The organism is Bradyrhizobium sp. MV1.5, from assembly GCF_055807615.1.
The window spans coordinates 244,158-267,451 of sequence record NZ_JBVVPL010000004.1 but is presented as its reverse complement, the minus strand read 5'-3'; the positions used below and the strand labels follow the sequence as shown (position 1 = coordinate 267,451).

Below are 23,294 nucleotides of genomic sequence, written 5' to 3'. Positions count from 1 at the left end.
TCAACAACCCGCCTATTCCGCCGGCGCAGCCAGCGGGCGCGGCTCGCGGCGGCGGCGCAGACGGTCGATCAGCAGGTAGATCACGGGCGTGGTGTAGAGCGTCAGGATCTGCGAGACGAACAGCCCGCCAATGATGGTGATGCCGAGCGGGCGGCGCAGTTCCGTGCCGGGGCCGGTCGCAACAACCAGCGGAATGCCGGCGAACAATGCCGCCATGGTCGTCATCAGGATCGGGCGGAAGCGCGCCTGGCAGGCCTCGAAGATCGCCTCCGCCGACGACAGGCCGCGCTGGCGCTCGGCATCGAGCGCGAAATCCACCATCATGATGCCGTTCTTCTTGACGATGCCGATCAACAGGATAATGCCGACGAAGGCGATCACCGTCAGCGGCGTGTTGGTGAGCTGCAAGGCCAGCAGCGCGCCGAGGCCCGCCGAGGGCAGCGTCGAGATGATCGTGAGCGGATGGGCGAGGCTCTCATAGAGCACGCCGAGCACGATATACATCGCCACCAGCGCGCCGAGGATCAGGAGCGGCTGGCGGCCGCTGGTCTTGGCGAAATCGCCGGCGTTGCCGTCAAAACTGCCGCGGATGCCTTCCGGCATGTGCAATTCCTCGACCGCTCGCTGGATGTTCTGCGTTGCGGCCTGGATCTGCACGTCCGGCAACAGGTTGAACGACACCGTGGTCGATGGGAACGATTGCGAATGATAGACCGCGAGCGCGGCCAGCCCGCGCGTCGCATGCACCACGGCCGACAGCGGTACCTGCGCGTCGCCCGCGCCGGCGACATAGATGCGATCGAGGTTGGACGGGTCGACCTGGAATTTCGGGTCGATCTCCAGCACGGTCATGTACTGGTTGCGCTGGGTGTAGATGATCCCGATCTGCCGCTGCGAGAACGCGTTGTTGAGCGCATTGTCGATGTCCTGTACTCTGACGCCGAGCGCCGAGGCCTTCTGGCGGTCGATCGACAATGTCAGTTGAAGCCCGCCGGGATCGCGGTCGCTGGAGATGTCGGTGATGCCCTCGACGCTCTCCATGCGCTTGGCCACGATCGGCGCCCACTTCTGCAGCAAACCGAGGTCGGTGCTGGTCAGCGTGTATTGATAGTCGGAATCGCTCTGCCGTCCGCCGGCGCGCACGTCCTGGGCAGCGAACATGAACAGGCGGATGCCCGGCACCGGGTATAGCGCCCGCCTGAGACGGTCGATCACCACTTGGGTCGAGACGTGATCGCGCTCCTCCGGCGGCTTCAGGCTGATGAACATGGTGCCGCGATTGGAGGTCGCGCCGCCCGGCCCCCCGCCGCCGCCGACGGTGGAGCCAATGCCGGCCACCGCCGGGTCCTGCATCACGATATCGGCGAGCCGCTGCTGCAGGCTCAGCATGGACTGGAACGAGATGTCGGCCGAGGCGCGCGTCGCGCCGATGACGAAGCCGGAATCGTCGGTCGGGAAATAGCCCTTGGGGACCTTGATGTAGAGCACCACCGTGAGGCCGATGGTGGCAAAGAACACCAAAAGCGTCAGCAGCGGAAACTCCAGCACCGTGCGCAGGGTGCGGGTGTAGAAGGCGACGATGCGCGTCAGCGAGCCCTCGATGACACGATCGAACAGCGTGGCGGATCCCGACGTGGTCTGCCTGATATAGTGGGCGCAGATCATCGGCGTCACCGTGAGCGACACCAGGGTCGAGACCAGGATCGCGAAGGTCAACGTCAGCGAGAACTCGCGCAGCAACCGGCCGACGATGCCGTCCATGAAGATCAGCGGCGTGAAGGCCGCGATCAGCGACAGGCTGATCGATACGACGGTGAAGCCGATCTGCCGGGCACCGTCCAATGCCGCCTGGAGCGGCCGCATGCCGTGCTCGAGATTGCGGTACATGTTCTCGATCATGACGATGGCGTCGTCGACCACGAAGCCGACGGAGATCGCCAGCGCCATCAGCGACAGATTGTCGATCGAGAAGCCCGCGACCCACATGCCGGCGCAGGTCCCGGCCAGGGCCAGCGGCACGGAGATTCCGGCCGCGATCGTCGGCGTGATCCGCCGCAGGAATACGAACACGACGACCATGACCAGTACGGCTGTCGCCAGCAGCGTCCATTGCATGTCAATCACGCTGGCGCGGATCGTGCTGGTTCGGTCGACCAGGGTGGAAACGTCCACGCCGGCCGGAATCCACTGCTTCAGCGCCGGGATCAGCGCCTTGACCCTGTCCACGGTGTCGATGACATTGGCGTCGCCCTGCTTGGTGATCTGGATCAGCACCGCCGGCTGCTTGTTGAACCAGGCGATCGAGCGGGCGTTGCGAACGGAGTCCTCGATGTCGGCGACGTCCGACAACCGGACAAAATTGCCGTTCGCGCTCTTGATGACGATATCGCGGAATTCCTTGGCCGTCCGCATCTGCCTGTTGAGCGCCAGTGTCTCGCTCTGGCGCTCGCCATTAAAAATGCCGACCGGGCCAAGCGGGTTGGCGTTGATGATTGCGGTACGGACATCGTCCGTGGCGATGCCCGCGTTCGACAGCGCCACCGGATTGAGCTGAATGCGCACCGCCGGCTGGTCCGCGCCGCTGATCGTCACGTTGCCGACGCCCGGCACCTGCGATATGCGCTGGGCCAGCACGGTGTCGGCCACGTCGTAGATCGCGCTCGCAGCAAGGGTCTTCGAGGTCAGCGCCAGCACGAATACCGGGGCGCCTGCGGTGTTCGCCTTGCGGAAGCGGGGCAGCGTCGGCAGATCGCTGGGCAGGTCGACCAGCGCGGCGTTGATCGCGGCCTGCACGTCGCGCGCGGCCTTGTCGATGTTGCGGCCGATGTCGAACTGGAGCTGGATGTTGGAGACGCCGAGCGATGACGTCGAGGTGATCTGGTTGATACCCGAAATCTCGCCGAGCCGCCGCTCCAGCGGCGAGGCAACCGTCGCGGCCATCACGGACGGATCGGCGCCGGGACGGCTGGCGGAAACGAAGATGGCGGGGAAATCGATGTTCGGAACCGAGGCGACGGGGAGGAACTCGTAAGCTACGATGCCCAGCAGGAACAACCCGATCGACAGCAGCGTGGTCGCGACCGGGCGGCGGATGAAGGGCTCCGAGATCGATGCCATCACTGCATCCCCTCGGTCGCGCCCGCCACGGGCGGACCGCCGGGTTCGGCCGGCGGCAGCGCTTGCTCGAGGCGGCGGTTGATGCGGTCGAGCGCGAGGTAGATCACCGGCGTGGTGTAGAGCGTGAGCAATTGGCTGAGCAGCAGGCCGCCGATGATGGAGATGCCGAGCGGAAAGCGCAGCTCTGCGCCGGTGCCGCTCTCGATCGCCAGCGGCAGCGCGCCGAACAGGGCGGCCAGCGTCGTCATCATGATCGGACGGAAGCGCAGCAGACAAGCCTGCACGATCGCCTCGTTGGGCGACATCCCCTGCCCGCGCTCGGCCTCGAGCGCGAAGTCGATCATCATGATCGCGTTCTTCTTGACGATGCCCATCAACAGGATGATGCCGATCAGCCCGATCACCGAGAGATCCTGGCCGCACAGCATCAGCGCCAGGATCGCGCCGACGCCGGCCGAAGGCAGCGTCGAGAGGATCGTGATCGGATGGATGTAGCTCTCGTAGAGCACGCCGAGCACGATATAGATCGTGATCACCGCGGCCAGCAGCAGCCAGGGCTGGCCGGCGAGTGCCTTGGCGAATTCGGCGGCGTCGCCGGCATAGACGCCGACGATGCTGTTGGGCATCTCGATCCGGGTCTCGATGGTCTTCACGGCCTCGACGGCATCGCCGAGCGCCGCGCCCGGCGCGAGGTTGAAGCTGAGCGAAATCGACGGAAATTGCGCCTGATGCGAAATCGCGAGCGGCGCGGTGGTGCGCGTCAGCGTGGCCACGGCGGAGAGCGGCACCTGTGCGTTGGGCGCGCCGGCGGTCGCGCTCGCCGCGCCCGGCAGATAAAGCTTCGACAGGATCGAAGGATCGCGCTGGTACATCGGCAGCGCTTCCAGCACCACGCGGTACTGGTTGGCCTGGCCATAGATGGTGGAGATCTGGCGCTGCGCGAAGGCGTCGTTGAGCGTGTCGGTGATGCCCTGGAGGCTGACGCCGAGCTGGCCGGCGCGGGTGCGGTCGACCGTGAGCTGCGCCCTCAGACCGCCTTCCTGCGCCTCCGAGGAGACATCGCGGAACAGCGGATCGCGCCGCATCTCGGCAACCAGCTTGCGCGCCCATTCCGATACCAGGACGGCGTCGGTGCCGGTCAGCGTGTACTGGTATTGCGAACGGCTCGACTGGGTCGAGATCTGCACGTCCTGCACCGGCTGGAAATAGACGGTCATGCCGGGGATGCCTGAGACCCGCTCCTTCAACCGGGTGATGACGACGCTGACATCATCGCGCCGCTCGCCGCGAGGTTTCAGCGTCATGACAAGCCGGCCGACATTGGTGGTCGGATTGACCGAGCCTGCACCGATCACCGAGACCACGCCGGTCACGTCAGGGTCGGCCTTGATGGCATCGGCCGCCTCGGCCTGCCGCTTCTGCATCTCCGCGAACGACACGTCGGGACCGGCTTCCGTCACCGCCGTGATCGAGGCAGTGTCCTGCAGCGGCAGGAAGCCCTTTGGCGCGACGACATAGAGCGCCAGGGTCGCAATCAGCGTGGCGAAGGTCACGACCAGCGTCGCGCGCTGGCGCTCCAGCACCCAGAGCAGCGTGCGGTGATAGAACCCGACGGTGCGGTCGATGAAGCGGCTGACCGCGGCAAGACCCGGCACCGCCAGCTCTTCATGGGCATGCTTCAGCAGGCGCGAGCACATCATCGGCGTCAGCGTCAGCGAGATCACGGCGGAGGTCACGACCGCGATCGTCAGCGTCAGCGCGAATTCGCGGAACATGCGGCCGACGAGGCCCGACATGAACAACAACGGGATGAACACCGCAATCAGCGACACCGTCAGGGAGATCACGGTGAAGCCGATCTCGCTGGCGCCCTTGAGCGACGCCTCCATCGCGCTGTCGCCGTTTTCCATGTGGCGGACGATGTTCTCGATCATCACGATGGCGTCGTCGACGACGAAGCCGGTGCCGATGGTGAGCGCCATCAGCGATAGATTGTCGAGGCTGAAGCCGGCGAAATACATGATGCCGAAGCTGGTGATCAGCGACAGCGGTAGCGCCACCCCGGCGATCAGCGTGGCGCGTAGCGAACGCAGGAACAGCAGCACCACCAGCGTCACCAGGACGACGCTGAGGATCAGCGTGAACTGCACGTCGCGCACCGAGGCACGGATGGTGACGGTGCGGTCGGAGACGATGGTGAGGTTCACGCCAGCCGGAATAGCGCGCTGGACCTTTGGGATTTCCGCCCGGATCTGGCTGACGACGTCGATCACATTGGCGCCGGGCTGACGCTGGATGTCGATGATGACCGCGGGCGAGCCTTGATACCAGCCGCCGGTGCGGTCGTTCTCGAGGCCATCGACGATCTGGGCGACGTCGGCGATCGTGACCGGCGAGCCGTTGCGGTAGGCGATGATGACAGGCTTGTAGGCGTCGGCGGCGGCGATCTGGTCGTTGGCCGCGATGATGTAGGATTGCTGTGCGCCGTCGAGCGAGCCCTTTGGCCCGGAGACGTTCGCACTGGCGATCGCGGTGCGCAGATCCTCCATCGCGATGCCATAGGCGGCGAGCCGCGCCAGATCCGCCTGGACGCGGACGGCCGGCTTCAGTCCGCCGAGCACAGAGACGCGCCCAACGCCGGAAATCTGGCTCAGCCGCTGCGCCAGAAGCGTGTCGGCGATGTCGCTCATCGCCCGCAATGAAATCGTGTCGGAGCGTAGGGCCAACGTCATCACCGGCGCATCGGCCGGGTTCACCTTGGCGTAGGTCGGCGGATAAGGCAGCGTCTTGGGCAGCACGCCGGCCGCGGCATTGATCGCGGCCTGGACGTCCTGGGTCGCGCCGTCGATGTCGCGGTTGAGATCGAACTGGAGCGAGATCTGGCTGACGCCGAACGAACTCGTCGAGTTCATCGCCGATAGCGACGGGATCTGGCCGAGTTGCCGCTCCAAGGGCGCAGTGATCAGGGAGGCGATCACGTCGGGGCTCGCGCCGGGCAATTGCGTCGTCACCTGCACGGTCGGGAAATCGACCTGCGGCAGCGCAGACACCGGCAGCGCGAAGTAGCCGAGCAGTCCGCCGATCAGAAGCGCGATGCCCAGCAATGAGGTCGCGATCGGCCGTCGGATGAAGGGTTCGGAGACGCCCATGGGATGCGCCTGCCGCTCAGGCGGCTGTTGTCGGGATCATGGCTGCTTGGCTCCACTTCCCGATGCACCCGGCCCTGGTGCCGGTCCGGTCTGGCCCTTCTGGTCGCCCTCGCTGCTCTTCCGCTTGGCGCGGAACTCGCCGTCCTTGCCTTGTCCGTCCTTCTGGCCGTCTTTTGCGCCATCCTTCTTCTGACCATCCGGCCCGCGCGAGCGCTTGCGCGGCGCCAGATCGGCCGACGGCGTCTGGTCGTCGCGGCCGATGACCACCTTGGAGCCATCGGACAGATTGGCAAAGCCCGTCGTGACGACCTTGTCGGTCGCCAACAGGCCGCTGGCGATGACGGCGTCATGCTCGTTCTGCTGCGTCACGGTCACAGGCTTGGCCGCGACCACGTTATCCTCGCCGATGACATAGCTGAAGGTGCCGATCGGGCCGCGCTGCACGGCCGAGGTCGGCACCACCAGTGCCTGCGTCAAGGTCTCGACCTTGAGGCGGACATTGACGAACTGGCCGGGCCAGAGCTGGTAATTGGCGTTGGGGAATTCGGCCTTGAGCCTCAGCGTACCGGTGGTCTGGTCGACCTGGTTGTCGATGCCGGTGAGCTTGCCGGTGTCGATCACGGTGAGGCCGTCATTGCCGAACACGTCGACGGCGAGCGTGCCTTTCGACGCGGCGGCATTGACCCGCATGATCTGCTGCTGCGGCAGGCTGAACCACACCGCGATCGGCTGCAATTGCGTGATCACCACGAGGCCAGTGGTGTCGGAGGCATGAATGATGTTGCCCTGATCGACCTGGCGCAGGCCGGCGCGGCCCGAGATCGGCGCCACGATCTTGGTGTAGCTCAGCGTCGCCGCCGCATTGTCGATCGCGGCCTGGTCGGCCTTCACCAGGGCCTCTGTCTGCGCGACCAACGCGCGCTGGGTGTCGGCCTGCTGCTTGGATCCGGCATTGGACGCCGCGAGCTGCTCGTAGCGCGTGAGATCGATACGCTGGTTGGCGAGCTGGGCCTGGTCCTGCGCCTTCTTGGCGACGGCCTGATCGTACGTCGCCTGGTAGAGCGCCGGGTCGATCTCGCCGACCACGTCGCCTTTCTTGACGTCCTGTCCTTCGGTGAAATTGACCGCGATCAGCTTTCCGTCGACCTGCGAGCGGACGGTCACGGTGTTGAGTGCGCGGATCGCGCCGACGCCGTCGAGATAAACGGGAACGTCCTGGATGCGGGGCGTCGCCGCCAGCACCGGCACCGGCAGATCGGGCCGCTGGTTGCGGCCGTTCGCCTGCTGCGGCTGCTGGTGCCAGGTGGTCCAGCCGTAGTAGCCAAGCCCGCCGAGGATCGCCAGCGTGATCAGGGTCATGACGAAGCCGCGCCCGCGCGACTTCTTCGCCGTCCCCTCATCCGCGCCTTGCTTGGTATCCGGCTTAAAGAGCATTGACCGGCTTCTCCATCCTCGGCTCCCAGCCGCCGCCGAGCGCCTGATACAGGCTGACGATAGCAAGAAGGCGGGCAAGTTGCGCCTGCAACAGCGCGTCTTCCGCCTGGAACAGGGTCAGTTGCGTATTGAGCACGGTGACGATGTCGGCGGTCCCGGCGCGCAATTGCTGTTCGGAGAGATCGAATGCGCGGCGGGAGGCATTGAGGACGTCACGCTGCAATTGCAGCCTGATCGTGGTCTGCTTGATCGAGAACAGCGCATTGTCGACATCGGCAAAAGACTGGATGATGGTCTTGCGGTAGGTCTGCAGCAATTCGTCCTGTCGCGCCTTGGCGAATTCGAAATTGCCGAGGATCCTGCCGCCGTCGAAGATCGGCTGCGTTGCGCTGCCGACGAGCTGGAAGAAGGCCGCATGCGGCTGGAACAGCGAGACCAGGGCTGAGCTCTGATAGCCGCCATTGCCAGTCAGCTGGATCGTCGGAAAGAACTGCGCGCGGGCATTGCCGACGTTCGCAGTGGCAGAAGCAAGTTGCGCCTCCTGCCGGCGAATATCGGGCCGCTGCGTCAGGAGCTCCGACGGCAGGCCCGGCGTCACGCGGGGAATCGCGATCCGGTTCAGCGAGCCGCCGAGCACGCGCACGCTCTCCGGCGGCCGCGACACCAGGACTGCAAGCGCATTGACGTTCTGGTCGAGCGTCTGGCGCAGCGGCGGCACAAGGGCCTTCTGGTTTGCGAGCACGCTCTCCTGCTGGGCGACGTCGAGGTCGGTGCCGGTGCCGGCCTTGCGCCGTTCCCTGACGGCATCGAGGATGCGTTGCGCGCTCGCGATGTTGCGCTGTGAGGTCCGGATGCGATCCTGTGAGGCCAGTACCTGGAAATACGCGTTAGCGACGCCTGCAAGCGTCGTCAGCGCAACGACGTCGCGATCAAAGCGATTGGCATTTGCCGTTTCTTCCGCCGTTTGCAAGGCGTCGCGATTTTGGCCCCAGAAATCGAGCTGGTAGCTCGCGCTCAGCGAAGCCTGGTAGTTGACGACCTCACGGCCGCCATTGGTGAGCCCCGAGGCCGAGGAGCCGGAGGTGCGTGAATAGGCCTCCTGCCCGGTACCGGAAAGGCTCGGCAGCAGCGCCGCACCCGCCTGCCGCGCCTGGGCGTCGGCCTGGACAATGCGCGAGACGGCGGCGGCAATGTCGAGGTTGACGGTGTGCGCCTCTTCCACCAGCTGTGTCAGCTCCGCGGAGCGGAAGCTGCGCCACCAGTCCAGCGACGGCGGCGCATCCGCCTTGCCCGCGTACTTGTACTGTGTGGGAACATCGAGAGCCGGATCAGGAAGATCCTGCGTCAACACGCAAGCGCCCGAGCCGGCGGCGAGGCCAGCGACCGCAAGCCAGCGCGCCGCACGTCGCGTCCGGGTCGTGGCGCCTGGAGACCGCCGCACGGCGATCGCAGGAACATCCTGTGTCACACACACCCCCCGCCGGGCAGATCGAGCCGCCACCGCGCAGCCGGAGTAACCGATTCGCGGCGCGGCCGTCGGGAGGCTTTGGACAACTCGTTCACGGAGGTGATGCTTTCTGCGGAACCTGGCGGCCATAATAGCCGGGCGCGGAACTGCGGGACAGTCCCGCAGTTGCGAGATGCCCGCCAAAGCACGACGATCTTAGAACTGAGAAAATACAAAAGGGTGCTGTCCCACAGGCGTTTCTTGAATTTCAGGGCCATTCCAGAGTGCGTTCAAGCTTACCAAGATTTCATGTGATATTGCCGCCACACCGACGCCAGTCCCTTCGATCCGCCTGCACCGCTCGCGATGCGGCTTCAGTCCGGTCTTGAAACCGGGCCGGCCACTCTCGCGAGGTCGTCCATTGTCGGAAACGAATAGGCGGGTCGTGCCGATATGTTGACCGCCTTCCGCGTATCACCCGCACTCTTCGATGGCGACGCCTCACATGGCGAAGGGGTGTGAGCAACGACCCTTATCTTCCATGTTTTGGCGGCGGCCGGCCACATCCTCCTACCGATATCCCGCGGCGTAGCACAGCAGCAGCATCGGCGATCTCTCCTTCCAAATTTTCGCTGTTTCCGGGCATTTTTTCACCGGTTTCGCCGCAGCGCAAAAGCCTTCCCCTTTGGCCGCCCAAGCACTAGGTTCTGGCCAACCTGATCAACCCCTTTGCCAGTGATTTCCCCTGACATGACCATCAAAAACGACGTTGTCGAAGCCATCGGCAACACCCCGCTGATCAAGCTCAAGCGCGCTTCCGAACTGACCGGCTGCACCATCCTGGGCAAGGCCGAGTTCATGAATCCCGGCCAGTCGGTGAAGGATCGCGCCGGCAAATGGATGATCCTGGAGGCCGAGAAGCGCGGCGAGCTCAAGCCCGGCGGTCTCGTGGTGGAATCGACCGCCGGCAATACCGGCATCGGTCTTGCTGTCGTGGCCAGCGCGCGCGGCTACCGCACGCTGATCGTCATCCCGGAGACGCAGAGCCAGGAGAAGAAGGATTTTCTGAAACTGTGCGGCGCCGAGCTGCTGGAATCACCGGCCCTGCCCTACTCCAATCCGAACAATTACCAGCATGTCGGCCGTCGTCTTGCCGACGAGCTGCGCAAGACGGAGCCGAACGGCGTGCTGTTCGCCGACCAGTGGAACAACCTCGATAATGCGAAGGCGCATTACGAATCCACAGGTCCCGAGATCTGGGAGCAGACCGGCGGCAAGATCGACGGTTTCGTCTGCTCCGTCGGCAGCGGCGGCACGCTGGCCGGCACCAGCCGCTTCCTGAAAGAGAAGCGCAAGGACATCAGGATCGCCTGCGCCGACCCGCACGGCGCCGGCATGTATGAATATTTCAGAACGGGCGATGCCAAGGCGACGCCGGGCGGCTCGATCACCGAGGGCATCGGCCTCAACCGGGCGACCGCAATCGTCGAGAGCGCGAAGGTCGATGACGCCTATCTCATTCCCGATGCCGAGGCGGTCACGGTGATCTACGAATTACTGCAGCACGAAGGCCTGTGCCTCGGCGGCTCGACCGGCATCAACGTTGCCGGCGCGATGCGTCTCGCAAAACAGCTCGGGCCCGGCAAGACAATCGTCACCGTGCTCTGCGATTCCGGCAGCCGTTACCAGTCGAAGCTGTTCAACGCCGACTTCATGCGCGCCAAGAGCCTTCCCGTGCCGGAATGGCTGGAGAAGCGCAGCAACATCAAGCTGCCGTTCGTCTAGCCCCAGGTCGGCCGCGACGTTCCCTGCGACACCCGCGCGAGGCGCTCGTTCGATAGCGAAGGCTTGTTCGCGCGCGTGCGCGGCGGGAGGGGAGCGCTGTAGGAGCCTTCGCTGTCGCCGCTCGGCCAGAACACGAGCGCGAGCATCAGCGCGAGGTTGACGAGCGCGCCGACCGCCGTTGCCTGGTGCTCCTGCCCGATCGCCCAAGCCGGAAACCGGCCCGCGACGACATGGTCGACGATCATGAGCGCGAACCAGGCAGGCACCACGCAGACCGGATCCCAGCCGATGTCGCGGATGCGCATTGATTGCAGCGTGAAGGTCGCAACTCCAAAGAAGACGATGGCGGCGATCATCGCCCAGCCCTTGGTTAGGTCTTCGGGCCGGATCGCGCCGGGCGAGGTGTTGTTCAGCACGGCCATTGCGATTGCAAAGCAGATCGCCGTCATCACGATCGCAAGCGCGACCGTGGCGAGGACAAAATGCAATCGCCCGAGCCGGGCGTTCAAGCCGAAGACGAAACCGAGCATTGGCGCACCCTTTTTGGTGCATATGCCCAGACATAGCTTTCGGAGCCATGAACCGGCACGGTCGCGCGTCGGCGCATGGTTTCCGGAGAACTAACCTGACCTTCGCAATTTGGGGCCTGCAGGCAGAGTCAGGCGCCCTCGCCGCCTTCCCGGGCCGCAGCACAATAGTCGCGCCAGAACTGGCGGTATGCCGCTTCGACCTCGCGCGTGTAGGTCTCGACATTGCCGGCGGGGGACGTTGCGATCCGGGCCGGCAACTCCGCGCGCAACTTGGCCAGATGCTCCGGCTGCGCGGCATATTTGCAGGCGATCGCGACATAGCCCTCGTCATCCTCGGCGACCCAGTCGTCGAGACCGACAGCAGCCACGATCGAACCGCCGGCACGCGATGAGGCGCCGTTGCCGAGCTTGGCCACGACCGGAACACCCGCATAGAGCGATTCCCAGGTGCTGACGCCGCCGTTTTGCGGGAACGTGTCGAGCGATATGTCGATGTTCGCAAACGCCAGCAGGTGCTCGTGGCGCGGCGTCGAGCCCAGGCAGGTGACATTCTCCTCGGCAACGCCATTTGCCACGAACCGCGCGACCAAATTGTCGCGCAGCATGGGATCGTCAAGCAGGGTATGCTTGATGATGATCTTCGAACCCGCCACCTCGCGCATCACTTTCGACCACACGCGGATGGCCTCGTCCGAGATCTTGTAGATGCGGTTGAACACGCCGAAGGTCACATGGCCGTTGCGGAGCATGGGCGGCTCCGATGCAGGTAGATCCAAAATGGGATCGATCGTGATCAGGCACGGCAGGTCGTAGACCTTTTCAGCCAGCAGATGGCGCGCCGATTGCGGAATGAAGACGGGATCCGCGAGCACGTAGTCCATGGTCTGAAGGCCCGTGCCCGTGGCGTGACCAAACCCGGAGACCTGGATCGGGGCCGGTTTGCGGGCGAAGACATGGAGCCTGTTGCCGGTCGTGTGCCCGGACACGTCGATCAGGATATCGACCTTGTCGGCCTGGATGCGATCGGCCAGTTCGTCGTCCGAAAGCTGCCAGGCGTCGACCCAGACGTCCGCCATCGACTTGAACTCGTCCGTCATCTCATCTCTTACCGGCGAACACGAATAGCAGACGATCTCGAACCTGGCGTGATCATGATGGCGCAGCACCGGCAACAGGGCGAACGCTGCCGAGTGGTACCAAAACTCGGCAGCAACATAGCCAACCACGATCCGCCTGTCGGGATCGCGCTGCCGCGGGGCAAGAGTCCTTCGCGGCAGCTTCGAGCCGATCGCGTCCCACCACTGCTTTCGTGCGGCCTGCTGAACCGCGAAATCGGCGTCGGAGAGATAGTCGAGGAAGAAGATCTTCCGCCCGATCAACGCGGCATCCGGCACAATGGCCAGCGCCGCATCGAGAAGCTCGACCGCCGATGCGATCTCTCCCTGGTTTGCAAAACAAGCGCTCAGCAGCGCCATCGCAATCGCGGAGCGTGGATATTCCTCCAGCAACGTGGTGCAGGCCAGAATCGCTTGCGCCGTATTTCCCATGGCGAGCGAGACCTGTGCCTTCCCCTGCAAAGCAACCTCGAGTTTGGGCGCAAGCGCAAGGGCGGCGTCAAAATCCGCCGCCGCCTGTTCCAACCTCGACGTCTCAAGATTGAGCCGTCCACGGTTCGCCAGGATTTTCGCCGAGCCTGGCCTGATCGCGAGCGCCGCTTCCAGCGCGCCTTTGGCCTCGTCGAAGTTCTTGAGCTCGATATTGACCAAACCTTTGCCGACGAGCGCTTCCACGTTTCGCGGCTGAAACAACAGTGCGCGCTCGAAGCTCTGTTTAGCGCGATCAAGCTGGCGCAGCGCAAGCTCTGCCAGGCCGCGATTGCAGAGCGCATCGGCATGATCGGGCTTCAGCCCGATCGCGCGATCGTACATTTCGATAGCCTGCTCGACGCGCTCCAGGTGCAAAAAGGTATTGCCGAGGTTGGCCAAGGCCATCGGGAAGCTCGGCTTCAACGCGATGGCCCGCTCCAGGGACGTACGCGCGTCCTCATATTCCCCAAGTGCGAAATGCGTGGCTCCCAAATCGGAAAATGCCTGTGCCGAGCGTGGGTCGACCGTTACAGCATATTTGAGTGCCTGTTTCGCTACCTCGAACTGTCGGCTCGCGAATGCGCCCAAGCCAAGCAGGTGCAAGGCGCCGAAATGCTCCGGAAGTTCATTCAGGATCTGGCGGCAGAGCGCCTCGGTCTCCGCATACCGGCCCTGGCCATAGGCCGTATTCGCGGTCGAAATGATCGCGTCCGCCTGCTTCTTCAATTTCTTCTGCAATCGCGCGTTCTGGAACGCGCGCGCGCCGGCGCCGCTGCTCTGCAAGGATTCTCTCCGGAGGATGCCCGGGACGATTCTAGCTGATTCGCGGCCAGAGCCGCCGGTTTAGGCGGCCCGGCAATCTCCGGAAGATGCCGGTGCCCAACGCAGGCCTCGCCTACGCAACGTCGACGTCATTCGAGGCCGCGGCGCAATAGTCGCGCCAGAACTTGCGGTAACCCGCCTCGAGCTCACGCGTGTAGGTCTCGACATTGCCGGCGGGCGAAGCAGCGATCCGGGCCGGCAATTCCGCGCGCAATTTCGCCAGATATTCCGGCTGTGACGCAAACCTGCGGGCGATCTCGACATAGCCATCGTCATCCTCGGCCACCCAGTCGCCCAGGCCGACGGCAGTCACGATAGACGCGCCGGCACGCGAGGAGGCCCCGATGCCGAGCTTGGCCACGACGGGAACGCCCTTGTAGAGAGATTCCCAGGTGCTGATGCCGCCGTTTTGCGGGAACGTGTCGAAGGAGATATCGACCTGGGCGAAAGCCGCCAGATGCTCGTCGCGCGAGGTGGTGCCGAGGCAGGTGATGCTCTCTTCGACAACGCCCTGCGCCAGAAAACGCGCGATCAGGCTATCGCGTAGCAGGGGATCATCGAGCAGACCATGCTTGAGGATGATCTTCGATCCCGGCAGCTCCCGCATGATGCGCGACCACACCCGGATCGCATCATCCGATATTTTGTAGATGCGGTTGAACACGCCGAAGGTGACGTAGCCGTTGCGGAGCATCGGCAGCTCGGAAGGCTGCAGATCGGAGACGGGTTCAATCGTGATCAGGCACGGCAGATCGTGGATTTTCTCGGCAAACAGATGCCGAACCGACGGCGGAATGAAAATGGGATCCGCGAGCACGTAGTCCATAAGCGGCATGCCTGTGCCCGTCGCGTGTCCGAAGCCAGTGGCCTGGATCGGGGCTGGCTTACGCGCGAAACACTGCAGCCTGTTGCCGGTCGTGTGGCCCGAAACGTCGATCAGGATGTCGACATTGTCGGCCTGGATACGATTGGCGAGCTCGTCGTCCGAAAGCCCCCAGGCATCTACCCAGACGTCCGCCAATGATTTGAACATGGCGGTGTACTCGTCCGCGCCCGGCCAGGAGTAGTAGCAGATGATTTCAAATTTGGTGTGATCGTGATGGCGCAGCACCGGCAGCAAAGTGAGCCCCGCGGAGTGCTGTCGGAATTCGGCAGCAACGTAGCCGACCACGATCCGCTTTTCCGGATCCAGCGGCCGCTTCGGCAGCTCCCTTCGCGGCTGCTTGGAGCCGATCTGGTCCCACCAGGATTTTCGCACCGCCTGCTGGACCACGAAATCGGCCTCGGCGCGATAGTCCTCCAGGAAGATCTTTCCTCTGATCGCATCCCCATAATCCGGCCGGAGCGCCAGCGCGCGATCGAGATATTCGATCGCGGCGTCCATGTCCCCCTGGTTCGAATACGAGAAGCCCATCAGCGCCAGCCCCATCTCGGAGCGCGGATTTTGCTCGATCAGGGCCGCTGCGGCCGCCATCGCCTGCGCGGTCTTTCCCATGACGAGGCAGGTCTGGGCCTTGCCGCGCAGCGCCAGCTCGAGCTTGGGCGAGATCGCAAGCGCCGCCTCGAAATCCGCAAGCGCGGGCTCCAGGCGCTGCAACTCGAAACTGAGCCGCCCGCGTTGGGCCAGGATCCTCGGCGAGCCGGGCTTGATCGCGAGCGCCATGGCAAGTTTGGCCGCCGCCTCGTCGTGGTGCCGCAGCTCCATGCTGACCATGCCGCTGCCGACGATGGCTTCGGCGTGACGGGGCTGAAACAGCAGGGCGCGGTCGAAGCTTTCCTTGGCGCGCATGATCTGTCCAAGCACAATTTCGACCATGCCGCGATTGCAGAATGCATCGGCATAATCCGGCTTGATCTTGATGGCGCGCTCATGCAGCTCGAGCGCCTGTTCGTACTGCCCCAGATGCATCAGCGTGTTGCCGAGGTTGGTCAGCGCGACCGCAAAATTCGGCTTCAGCGCGATGGCCCTCTCCTGGCACCGCCGCGCCTCCTCGTAGTGGCCGAGGTCGAAATGCACGGTCGCGAGGTTGTTGTGGGCATCGTGCAAACGCGGATCGAGCGCAATCACGCGCTCGAGCAGCTGTTGCGCCTCCTCCAGACGCCGGCCGTCATGCGCGCACATGCCGAGCAGGTGCGTAGCGTCGACATGATCCGGCAGCGCTTTCAGGATCTCACGGCAGAGCGCCTCGGTCTCGGCATATCGTCCCTGGCCATAGGCAGCGGCCGCGGCGGAGAGGACGGCGTCCGCCTGCTTCATCAATTTCTTCTGCAATCGCGCGTTCTGGAATGCGCGCGCACCGGCGCCGCTGCTCTGCAAGGTGTCTCTCCGGAGGATGGCCCGGAGCGAGTCTAGCTGATTCGCGAGCCGGGCCTGCCGGTCAGCTGGCGCGGTGACACCCCGGGATTTCCCGGGGCTCCGCGGCCCTGCGCCGCGGCACAATAGTCGCGCCAGAACCGGCGGTAAGCCGCTTCGACCTCGCGCGTGTAGATTTCGACATTGCCGGCGGGGGACGCTGCGATCCGAGCCGGCAAGTCGGCGCGCAACTTCGCCAGATGCGCCGGGTGCGCGGCATATTTGCAGGCGATCGCGGCATAGCCCTCGTCGTCCTCGGCGACCCAGTCGTCGAGGCCGACCGCAGCCACGATCGACCCGCCGGCGCGCGACGAGGCGCCGTTGCCGAGCTTGGCCACGACCGGAACGCCCGCATAGAGCGATTCCCAGGTGCTGACGCCGCCGTTTTGCGGGAACGTGTCGAGCGATATGTCGATGTTCGCAAACGCCAGCAGGTGCTCGTGGCGCGGCGTCGAGCCCAGGCAGGTGACATTCTCCTCGGCAACGCCATTTGCCACGAACCGCGCGACCAAATTGTCGCGCAGCATGGGATCGTCAAGCAGGGTATGCTTGATGACGATCTTCGATCCCGTCACCTCCCGCATCACTTTCGACCACACGCGGATGGCCTCGTCCGAGATCTTGTAGATGCGGTTGAACACGCCGAAGGTCACATAACCGTTGCGGAGCATGGGAGGCTCCGACGCAGGTACATCCAAAATGGGATCGATCGTGATCAGACACGGCAGGTCGTAGACTTTTTCAGCCAGCAGATGGCGCGCCGATTGCGGAATGAAGACCGGATCCGCGAGCACGTAGTCCATGGTCTGAAGGCCGGTACCTGTGGCGTGACCAAACCCGGAGACCTGGATCGGGGCCGGCTTGCGAGCGAAGACATGGAGCCTGTTGCCGGTCGTGTGCCCGGACACGTCGATCAGGATATCGACCTTGTCGGCCTGAATGCGATCGGCCAGCTCGTCATCCGAAAGCTGCCAGGCGTCGACCCAGACGTCCGCCATCGACTTGAACTCGTGCGTCATCTCATCTCTTACCGGCGAACACGAATAGCAGACGATCTCGAACCTGGCGTGATCATGATGGCGCAGCACCGGCAACAGAGCGAACGCTGCCGAGTGGTTCCTGAATTCGGACGCGACATACCCAATCAAGATCCGCTTGTCCGGATCGAGCGTGCGGGGCGCCGATGCCCTTCGCGGCACTTTGGCGCCGATCGCGTCCCACCATTGTTTTCGCGCAGCCTGCTGAACCGCGAAATCGGCGTCGGAGAGATAGTCCAGGAAGAATATCTTGCGCCCAATCAAGTCCGCATAATCAGGCGCAATTGCCAGCCCCGCATCGAGATGTTCGAGCGCCGTCGCAATGTCTCCCTGGCTCGCATAGCAGGAAGCCAGAAGCGCAACTCCGATGTCGGACCGCGGATTTTCCTCGAGCAACGTCTTGACCGCCGCAATCGCCCCGGCCGTGTTGCCCTTGAGAATGTTGACTTGCGCCTTTCCCTGCAGGGCCACTTCGAGCCTCGGTGAAAGCGCCAGCGCCGCATCGAAGTCCGCGAGCGCCTGCTCCAGCCGCGAGAGATCGAGATTGAGCCGTCCGCGCTGCGCCATAATCTTCGGCGAATTCGGCTTGATCGAGAGCCCTGCCGCGATAGCTGCGGCCGCTTCTTCATAGTGCCGGAGCTCGATGCACACCATGCCCTTGCCCGCGATCGCTTCCGCGTGACGCGGCTGAAACGCGAGGGCGCGATCGAAACTCTCCTTGGCGCGCAGGAACTGGCCTTCGATCAGCTCCGCCATGCCACGATTGCAAAATGCATCGGCATAGTCCGGCTTCAGCCTGATAGCGCGATCGTGCAGCTCGATAGCCTGCTCGGCGAGGCCCATGTGCAGCAGCGTATTGCCGAGATTGGTCAAGGCGATCGGAGAATTCGGCTTCAGCGCAATCGCCTTCTCCTGGCATGCGCGAGCGTCCTGAAACTTCTGGAGATTGAAATACACTGCCCCGAGATTACCATGAGCATCGGGCGAACGCGGATCGAGCGCGGTTGCGCGCTCGAGCAATTGTTGCGCCTCCTCGAGCCGCCCGCCATCATACGCGCGCAAGCCGAGCAGGTGCGCGGCGTCGAAATGATCCGGAACCTCCGTCAGAATCTGGCGGCAGAGTGTCTCGACCTCCGCGTATCTGCCCTGGCCGAGTGCCTGAACCGCGGCGGACATGAGCGCGTCCGCCTGCTTCTTCAATTTCTTTTGCAATCGCGCGTTCTGGAATGCGCGCGCGCCGGCGCTGCCCTGCAAAGTCTCTCTCCGGAGTATGGCCCGAAAAGAGACTGGCCGATTCGCATGGTGCCAAGCTGGCGGGTCGGTTAGACCAGCGACGCCACAGGATTGCAGGTGCTCAGCGCAGGATCTGGCTCAGGAACAGTTTTGTGCGGGCGTGCTGCGGGGCCGCGAAGAACTCGTTGGGCGTGTTGGCTTCGATGATCTGGCCCGCGTCCATGAACACCACGCGGTTGGCGACCTCGCGGGCAAAGCCCATCTCGTGGGTGACGACCAGCATGGTCATGCCCTCCTCGGCGAGGTCGACCATGGTGTCCAGCACCTCCTTGACCATCTCAGGGTCGAGCGCCGAGGTCGGCTCGTCGAACAGCATCACCTTCGGGTTCATCGTCAGCGCGCGGGCGATCGCGACGCGCTGCTGCTGACCGCCGGACATCTGTCCCGGAAACTTGTTGGCCTGGTGCGGAATCTTGACCCGCTCCAGAAACTTCATCGCCGCCGCCTCGGCGTCCTTCTTGGGGATGTTGCGCACCCAGATCGGCGCCAGCGTGCAATTGTCCAGCACCGACAGATGCGGAAACAGGTTGAAGCTCTGGAACACCATGCCGACTTCGCGCCGCACCGCATAGACCTGCTTCAGGTTCGGCCCGAGCTCGATGCCGTCAACGACGATCTCGCCTTCCTGAAACTCCTCGAGCGCATTGATACAGCGGATCAGCGTCGACTTGCCCGACCCGGAGGGGCCGCAGATCACGATGCGCTCGCCCTTCTCGACCGTAAGGTCAATGTCGCGCAGCACGTGAAACTCGCCGTACCATTTGTTCAGGCCGGAAATCTTGACGATGGGGTCGGACATGGTGACCTCGATCAATTGCGGCGGTGAGCGTTGAGGCGGTGCTCGACGAAGAGCGAGTAGCGTGACATTCCAAAGCAGAACATGAAGTAGATGATCCCGGCGAACGCGAACCCGGTAAACGCGGTCGACGGCGACGACCATTTCGGATCCGAGAACGACGCCCGCAGCGAGCCCAGCAGATCGAACAGCGCCACGATCGAGACCAGCGAAGTGTCCTTGAACAGCGAGATGAAGCTGTTGACGAGGTTCGGAATGACGTGACGCAGGGCCTGCGGCAGCACGATCAGCGAGGTCGTCTTCCACCAGGACAACCCCAACGCCGCGGCCGCCTCGCCCTGCCCGCGCGGGATCGCAGCCAGCCCGCCGCGGACGTTCTCGGCCTGATAGGCGCCCGTGAACAACGAGATTCCAATCAGCGCACGCACCAACCCGTCGACCGTGAAATTGCCCGGCAGAAACAGCGGCAGCATGTAGGTGGCGAAGAACAGCACGGTGATCAGCGGCACGCCGCGCCAGAACTCGATGAAGGCGATCGAGAAGATCCGGATCAGCGGAATGGTCGAGCGGCGGCCAAGCGCCAGCGCAATGCCGATCGGCAGCGAGGTGACGATGCCGGTAACGGAGACCACCAGCGTCACCAGAAGTCCGCCCCAAAGGTTCGTCTGCACGATCGGCAGTCCGCCGTGATCGAGCCCCATCAGCTTGATCACAATTGCGATGGCGACGAAGGTGGCGATGCTGGACGTCAGGGCCCGCCCGCCGGTGCGGAGGCCGCCGCCGAGAACGAAGGCGATCAGCGAGACGACCGCGGCGGTGATGACGAAATCGGCCCAGACCGACTGGCCCGTCCCCTGCAGCTGGTCACGCAGCCAGGTCAGCGGAAAGATCAGCCAGTAAATCGCGGTCCCCACGAGCACGATGACATTGCCGACGGCCCACAACAGCGGTGCGGCAGCGGACGTCTTGCCGAGACTTAGCAGAGCCTGCCCGGCGCCGATGATGCTGTCGTCGAACAATTGCAGCAGGTCAGCGGTCCAGCTCAGGCCAAATCCCTTGATGCCGCCGCCATGCAGCAGGAAGAATGCAACCACTGGAAACGCAAAGAAGAACAGGCCTGCGTTCAAGCCTTTCGACGGCAGCCGTGGAATCAGCAATGGCACCAACAGGACCACTGACAGGACGAGCGTGAGGTTGACCCGCCAGCGTTCGGCTTCCGGGTAGAAGCCGTAGATCAGCTGCGGCAGCTTGGCCTGGATGTAGGGCCAGCAGGCGCCGACCGCAAAGCCGGCGTTCTCGGCGAGACAGGCCGTGCGATCCTTGCCGGTCCAGACTGCATCGACCATCAGGAATCTGACGGAAGGAATGATGGTGAACCACAGCAGCAAGGCGCCAACGATCGTGAGCAGGATGTTGGTCGGCGAGTTGAACAGGCGCGTCCGCACCAGGCCGATGAAGCCCGTGGTCTTCACCGGCGCGGGACGCTCATCGAGAAGATCCTGGCGGACGAAGCTGGACGAGGTGATATCGCTCATGCGCCGAGACTCCGGCTGATGCGCCAACCGTAGACGCTCATGACGGCGCTGGTGATCAGCGAGATCAGGAGATAAACGCCCATCGTCATGGCGATGATCTCGATGGCCTGCCCGGTCTGGCTCAGCGACGTGCCGGCGAACACGGATACGAGGTCAGGATAGCCGATCGCCACGGCCAGCGACGAATTCTTGGTGAGATTGAGGTACTGATTGGTCAGTGGCGGAACGATGACGCGCATCGCCTGCGGCACGACCACCAGGCGGAGCGTGGTGCCGCGGCTCAGGCCCAGTGACGCCCCCGCCTCCATCTGCCCGCTATGGACGGAGAGGATGCCCGCGCGCACGATCTCGGCGATGAAGGCAGCCGTATAGGTCGACAAGGCCAACGTCAGCGCCACGAACTCCGGGATTATCCGCGACCCACCGGCGAAATTGAAGCCCTTGAGCTGCGGCAGCTCGAATCTGAAGGGCAGACCCGCTACCAGCATGGTGACAAGCGGCAGTCCGAACAGCAGGCCCAGCACATAGGGCCAGATCCGGATCATGTGACCCCGCTGGAACAGCGCCTGGCGCGCATGGATGCGCAATGCGACCGAAGCCACGATGCCGAACGCCAGCACCGCAAGGAACGCCTCGAAGCCGCTCTCGCCGATCGGGCGGGGAATGACGAGACCGCGATTGCTGACGAAGGCGATGCCGAGCAGCGAAATGCTCTGTCGTGGATTGGGTAAGGCCGCAAGCACCGCCAAGTACCAGAACAGGATCTGGAACAGCACCGGCAGGTTGCGGATGATCTCGACATAGATTTCGCCAATGCGCGCGAGCAGCCAGTTGGGTGACAGCCGGCACAGCGCGACAATGAAGCCGATCACGGTGGCAAAGACGATGCCCACCACCGAGACCACGAGCGTGTTGAGGAGCCCGACCAGAAACACGCGCAGGAACGTGTCCGAGCCGGTATAAGAGATCAGCGTCTGATTGACGTCAAAACCGGCGTTGTTCGCGAGGAAGCCGAAGCCGGCGGCAATGTGCTGGTTCTCGAGGTTGGCGCGGGCGTTGGAGACGATTTCATAGGCAATCCAGCCCAGGATCGCCGCGAAGGCAAACTGGACGGCGATGCCGTTCCAGCCTGTCTTGCCACCCAGAACGCGCCTGATCTTCAGCGCGATCTGGGGCGGGGGTTTGCGGGCCTCGATGCTCATCGCCGCGAGCGCGGGTCAGGCGGGGTCAGCGGATCGGCGGCGCGTATTGGAGACCGCCCTTGTTCCAGAGATTGTTGAGACCGCGACTGATGCCGAGCGGCGAGCCCGCGCCGACGTTGCGGTCGAACACTTCGCCGTAATTGCCGACGGCCTTCACGATGCGCACCACCCAGTCCTTGCTCAGGCCGAGCTGTTCACCGAAATTGCCGTCGGTGCCGAGGACGCGCTTCAGCTCCGGATTTTCCTGTTTCGTCTTCTCGTCGACGTTCTTCGCGGTCACGCCGAGCTCTTCGGTGGTGATCAGGGCAAACAGCGTCCATTTCACGATGTCGAACCATTGGTCGTCGCCGTGGCGCACCATCGGTCCGAGCGGCTCCTTCGAGATGATTTCCGGGAGCACCATGTGATCGCCGGGATTGGCAAGCTTCAGGCGGTTGGCGTACAGACCCGACTGGTCGGTGGTGAAGACGTCGCAGCGCCCGGCCTCGTAGGCCTTGACCGTTTCGTCGTTGGTGCCGAACGCGATTACCTCGTACTTCATGTTGTTGGCCTTGAAGTAGTCGGCGAGATTTTGCTCGGTGGTGGTGCCGGTCTGGACGCAGACCGAGGCGCTGTTGAGCTCGAGCGCCGAATTCACCTTGAGCGACTTCTTCACCATGAAGCCCTGCCCGTCATAATAGGTCACCCCGGTGAAGTTGGCGCCGAGCGAGGTGTCGCGCGAGATGGTCCAGGTGGTGTTGCGCGACAGCACGTCGACTTCGCCGGATTGCAGCGCCGTGAAGCGGTCCTTGGCGGAGAGCGGCACGAACTTGACCTTGGTCGGATCGTTGAAGATCGCCCCGGCGATCGCGCGGCAGACGTCGACGTCAAGCCCGGTCCAGTTGCCCTTGTCGTCCGGCGAGGAGAAGCCGGGCAGGCCCTGACTGACACCGCAGGACAGCATGCCCCGGTCCTTGACGGTCTTGAGCGTTTGCGCATCGGCGGCTTGGGCAGTCAGGCCGGCGGCGAGAGCGAGAGTGAGAGCCAGGGTTATGCGTTTCATGGGCTTTGGGCCTTTCAAAGTCGTCTCAAGGTCAGGAACGTTGTCTTTGCGATCGTCTCTGCCGGGGCTAGCCGTATCAAGACCAGCCTTGCAAGAGTCATGCTGGAAAACCTTGCCGATCACCCGCCGATCCCGGGAGGCCCTACCTTAATCCCCGCCGAAAGCG

Annotated in this window: 13 protein-coding genes; 1 reads left to right on the top strand and 12 read right to left on the bottom strand. The window is 64.0% G+C overall.

Annotation, left to right across the window (positions count from 1 at the left end):
- Positions 1–12 precede the first annotated feature (12 nt).
- From AC0L2J_RS06325 to AC0L2J_RS06310, 4 genes are read right to left on the bottom strand one after another with little or no spacing between them, the layout of a single operon-like run.
- Positions 13–3,117, bottom strand: coding sequence for an efflux RND transporter permease subunit (locus AC0L2J_RS06325; protein ID WP_063996387.1), 3,105 nt, complete (start codon positions 3,115–3,117; stop codon positions 13–15).
- On the bottom strand, positions 3,117–6,266 hold the full coding sequence (locus tag AC0L2J_RS06320) for an efflux RND transporter permease subunit (RefSeq protein ID WP_473387885.1): 3,150 nt from the start codon (positions 6,264–6,266) through the stop codon (positions 3,117–3,119). The genes AC0L2J_RS06325 and AC0L2J_RS06320 overlap by 1 nt, the downstream gene beginning before the upstream one ends.
- Before the next feature lie 36 nt (positions 6,267–6,302).
- A complete protein-coding gene (locus AC0L2J_RS06315) occupies positions 6,303–7,700 on the bottom strand; it encodes an efflux RND transporter periplasmic adaptor subunit (RefSeq protein ID WP_473387883.1) in 1,398 nt (465 codons plus the stop codon).
- On the bottom strand, positions 7,690–9,174 hold the full coding sequence (locus tag AC0L2J_RS06310; protein ID WP_156527190.1) for an efflux transporter outer membrane subunit: 1,485 nt from the start codon (positions 9,172–9,174) through the stop codon (positions 7,690–7,692). Before AC0L2J_RS06310 ends, AC0L2J_RS06315 begins: the two co-directional genes overlap by 11 nt.
- 723 nt (positions 9,175–9,897) lie before the next feature.
- Here AC0L2J_RS06310 and AC0L2J_RS06305 point away from each other — a divergent pair.
- Complete coding sequence (locus AC0L2J_RS06305) at positions 9,898–10,932, top strand: cysteine synthase A (protein WP_007610222.1); 1,035 nt, start codon at positions 9,898–9,900, stop codon at positions 10,930–10,932.
- On the opposite strand, the gene AC0L2J_RS06300 is transcribed toward AC0L2J_RS06305, so the two are convergent.
- The 8 genes from AC0L2J_RS06300 to AC0L2J_RS06265 all read right to left on the bottom strand — a co-directional run bounded on the left by AC0L2J_RS06300 (position 10,929) and on the right by AC0L2J_RS06265 (position 23,128).
- On the bottom strand, positions 10,929–11,462 hold the full coding sequence (locus tag AC0L2J_RS06300; protein WP_007610221.1) for a DUF805 domain-containing protein: 534 nt from the start codon (positions 11,460–11,462) through the stop codon (positions 10,929–10,931). The genes AC0L2J_RS06305 and AC0L2J_RS06300 overlap by 4 nt on opposite strands.
- Positions 11,463–11,590: 128 nt before the next feature.
- Positions 11,591–13,831: a tetratricopeptide repeat protein gene (locus tag AC0L2J_RS06295; RefSeq protein WP_007610220.1), complete on the bottom strand. Its 2,241-nt coding sequence runs from the start codon at positions 13,829–13,831 to the stop codon at positions 11,591–11,593.
- Between the two features lie 112 nt (positions 13,832–13,943).
- The gene (locus AC0L2J_RS06290; RefSeq protein WP_473387880.1) at positions 13,944–16,187 is read right to left on the bottom strand and encodes an O-linked N-acetylglucosamine transferase, SPINDLY family protein; all 2,244 of its coding nucleotides are present in this window, start codon (positions 16,185–16,187) and stop codon (positions 13,944–13,946) included.
- Between the two features lie 32 nt (positions 16,188–16,219).
- A complete protein-coding gene (locus tag AC0L2J_RS06285) occupies positions 16,220–18,514 on the bottom strand; it encodes a tetratricopeptide repeat protein (RefSeq protein WP_473387876.1) in 2,295 nt (764 codons plus the stop codon).
- Between the two features lie 100 nt (positions 18,515–18,614).
- Positions 18,615–19,352, bottom strand: coding sequence for an amino acid ABC transporter ATP-binding protein (locus tag AC0L2J_RS06280; protein WP_473387873.1), 738 nt, complete (start codon positions 19,350–19,352; stop codon positions 18,615–18,617).
- Between the two features lie 11 nt (positions 19,353–19,363).
- Positions 19,364–20,884, bottom strand: a complete 1,521-nt coding sequence (locus tag AC0L2J_RS06275; RefSeq protein WP_473250808.1) for an amino acid ABC transporter permease — start codon at positions 20,882–20,884, stop codon at positions 19,364–19,366.
- On the bottom strand, positions 20,881–22,086 hold the full coding sequence (locus AC0L2J_RS06270; RefSeq protein WP_473387871.1) for an amino acid ABC transporter permease: 1,206 nt from the start codon (positions 22,084–22,086) through the stop codon (positions 20,881–20,883). The genes AC0L2J_RS06275 and AC0L2J_RS06270 overlap by 4 nt, the downstream gene beginning before the upstream one ends.
- A gap of 25 nt (positions 22,087–22,111) precedes the next feature.
- A complete protein-coding gene (locus AC0L2J_RS06265) occupies positions 22,112–23,128 on the bottom strand; it encodes an amino acid ABC transporter substrate-binding protein (protein WP_007610210.1) in 1,017 nt (338 codons plus the stop codon).
- Positions 23,129–23,294 lie beyond the last annotated feature (166 nt).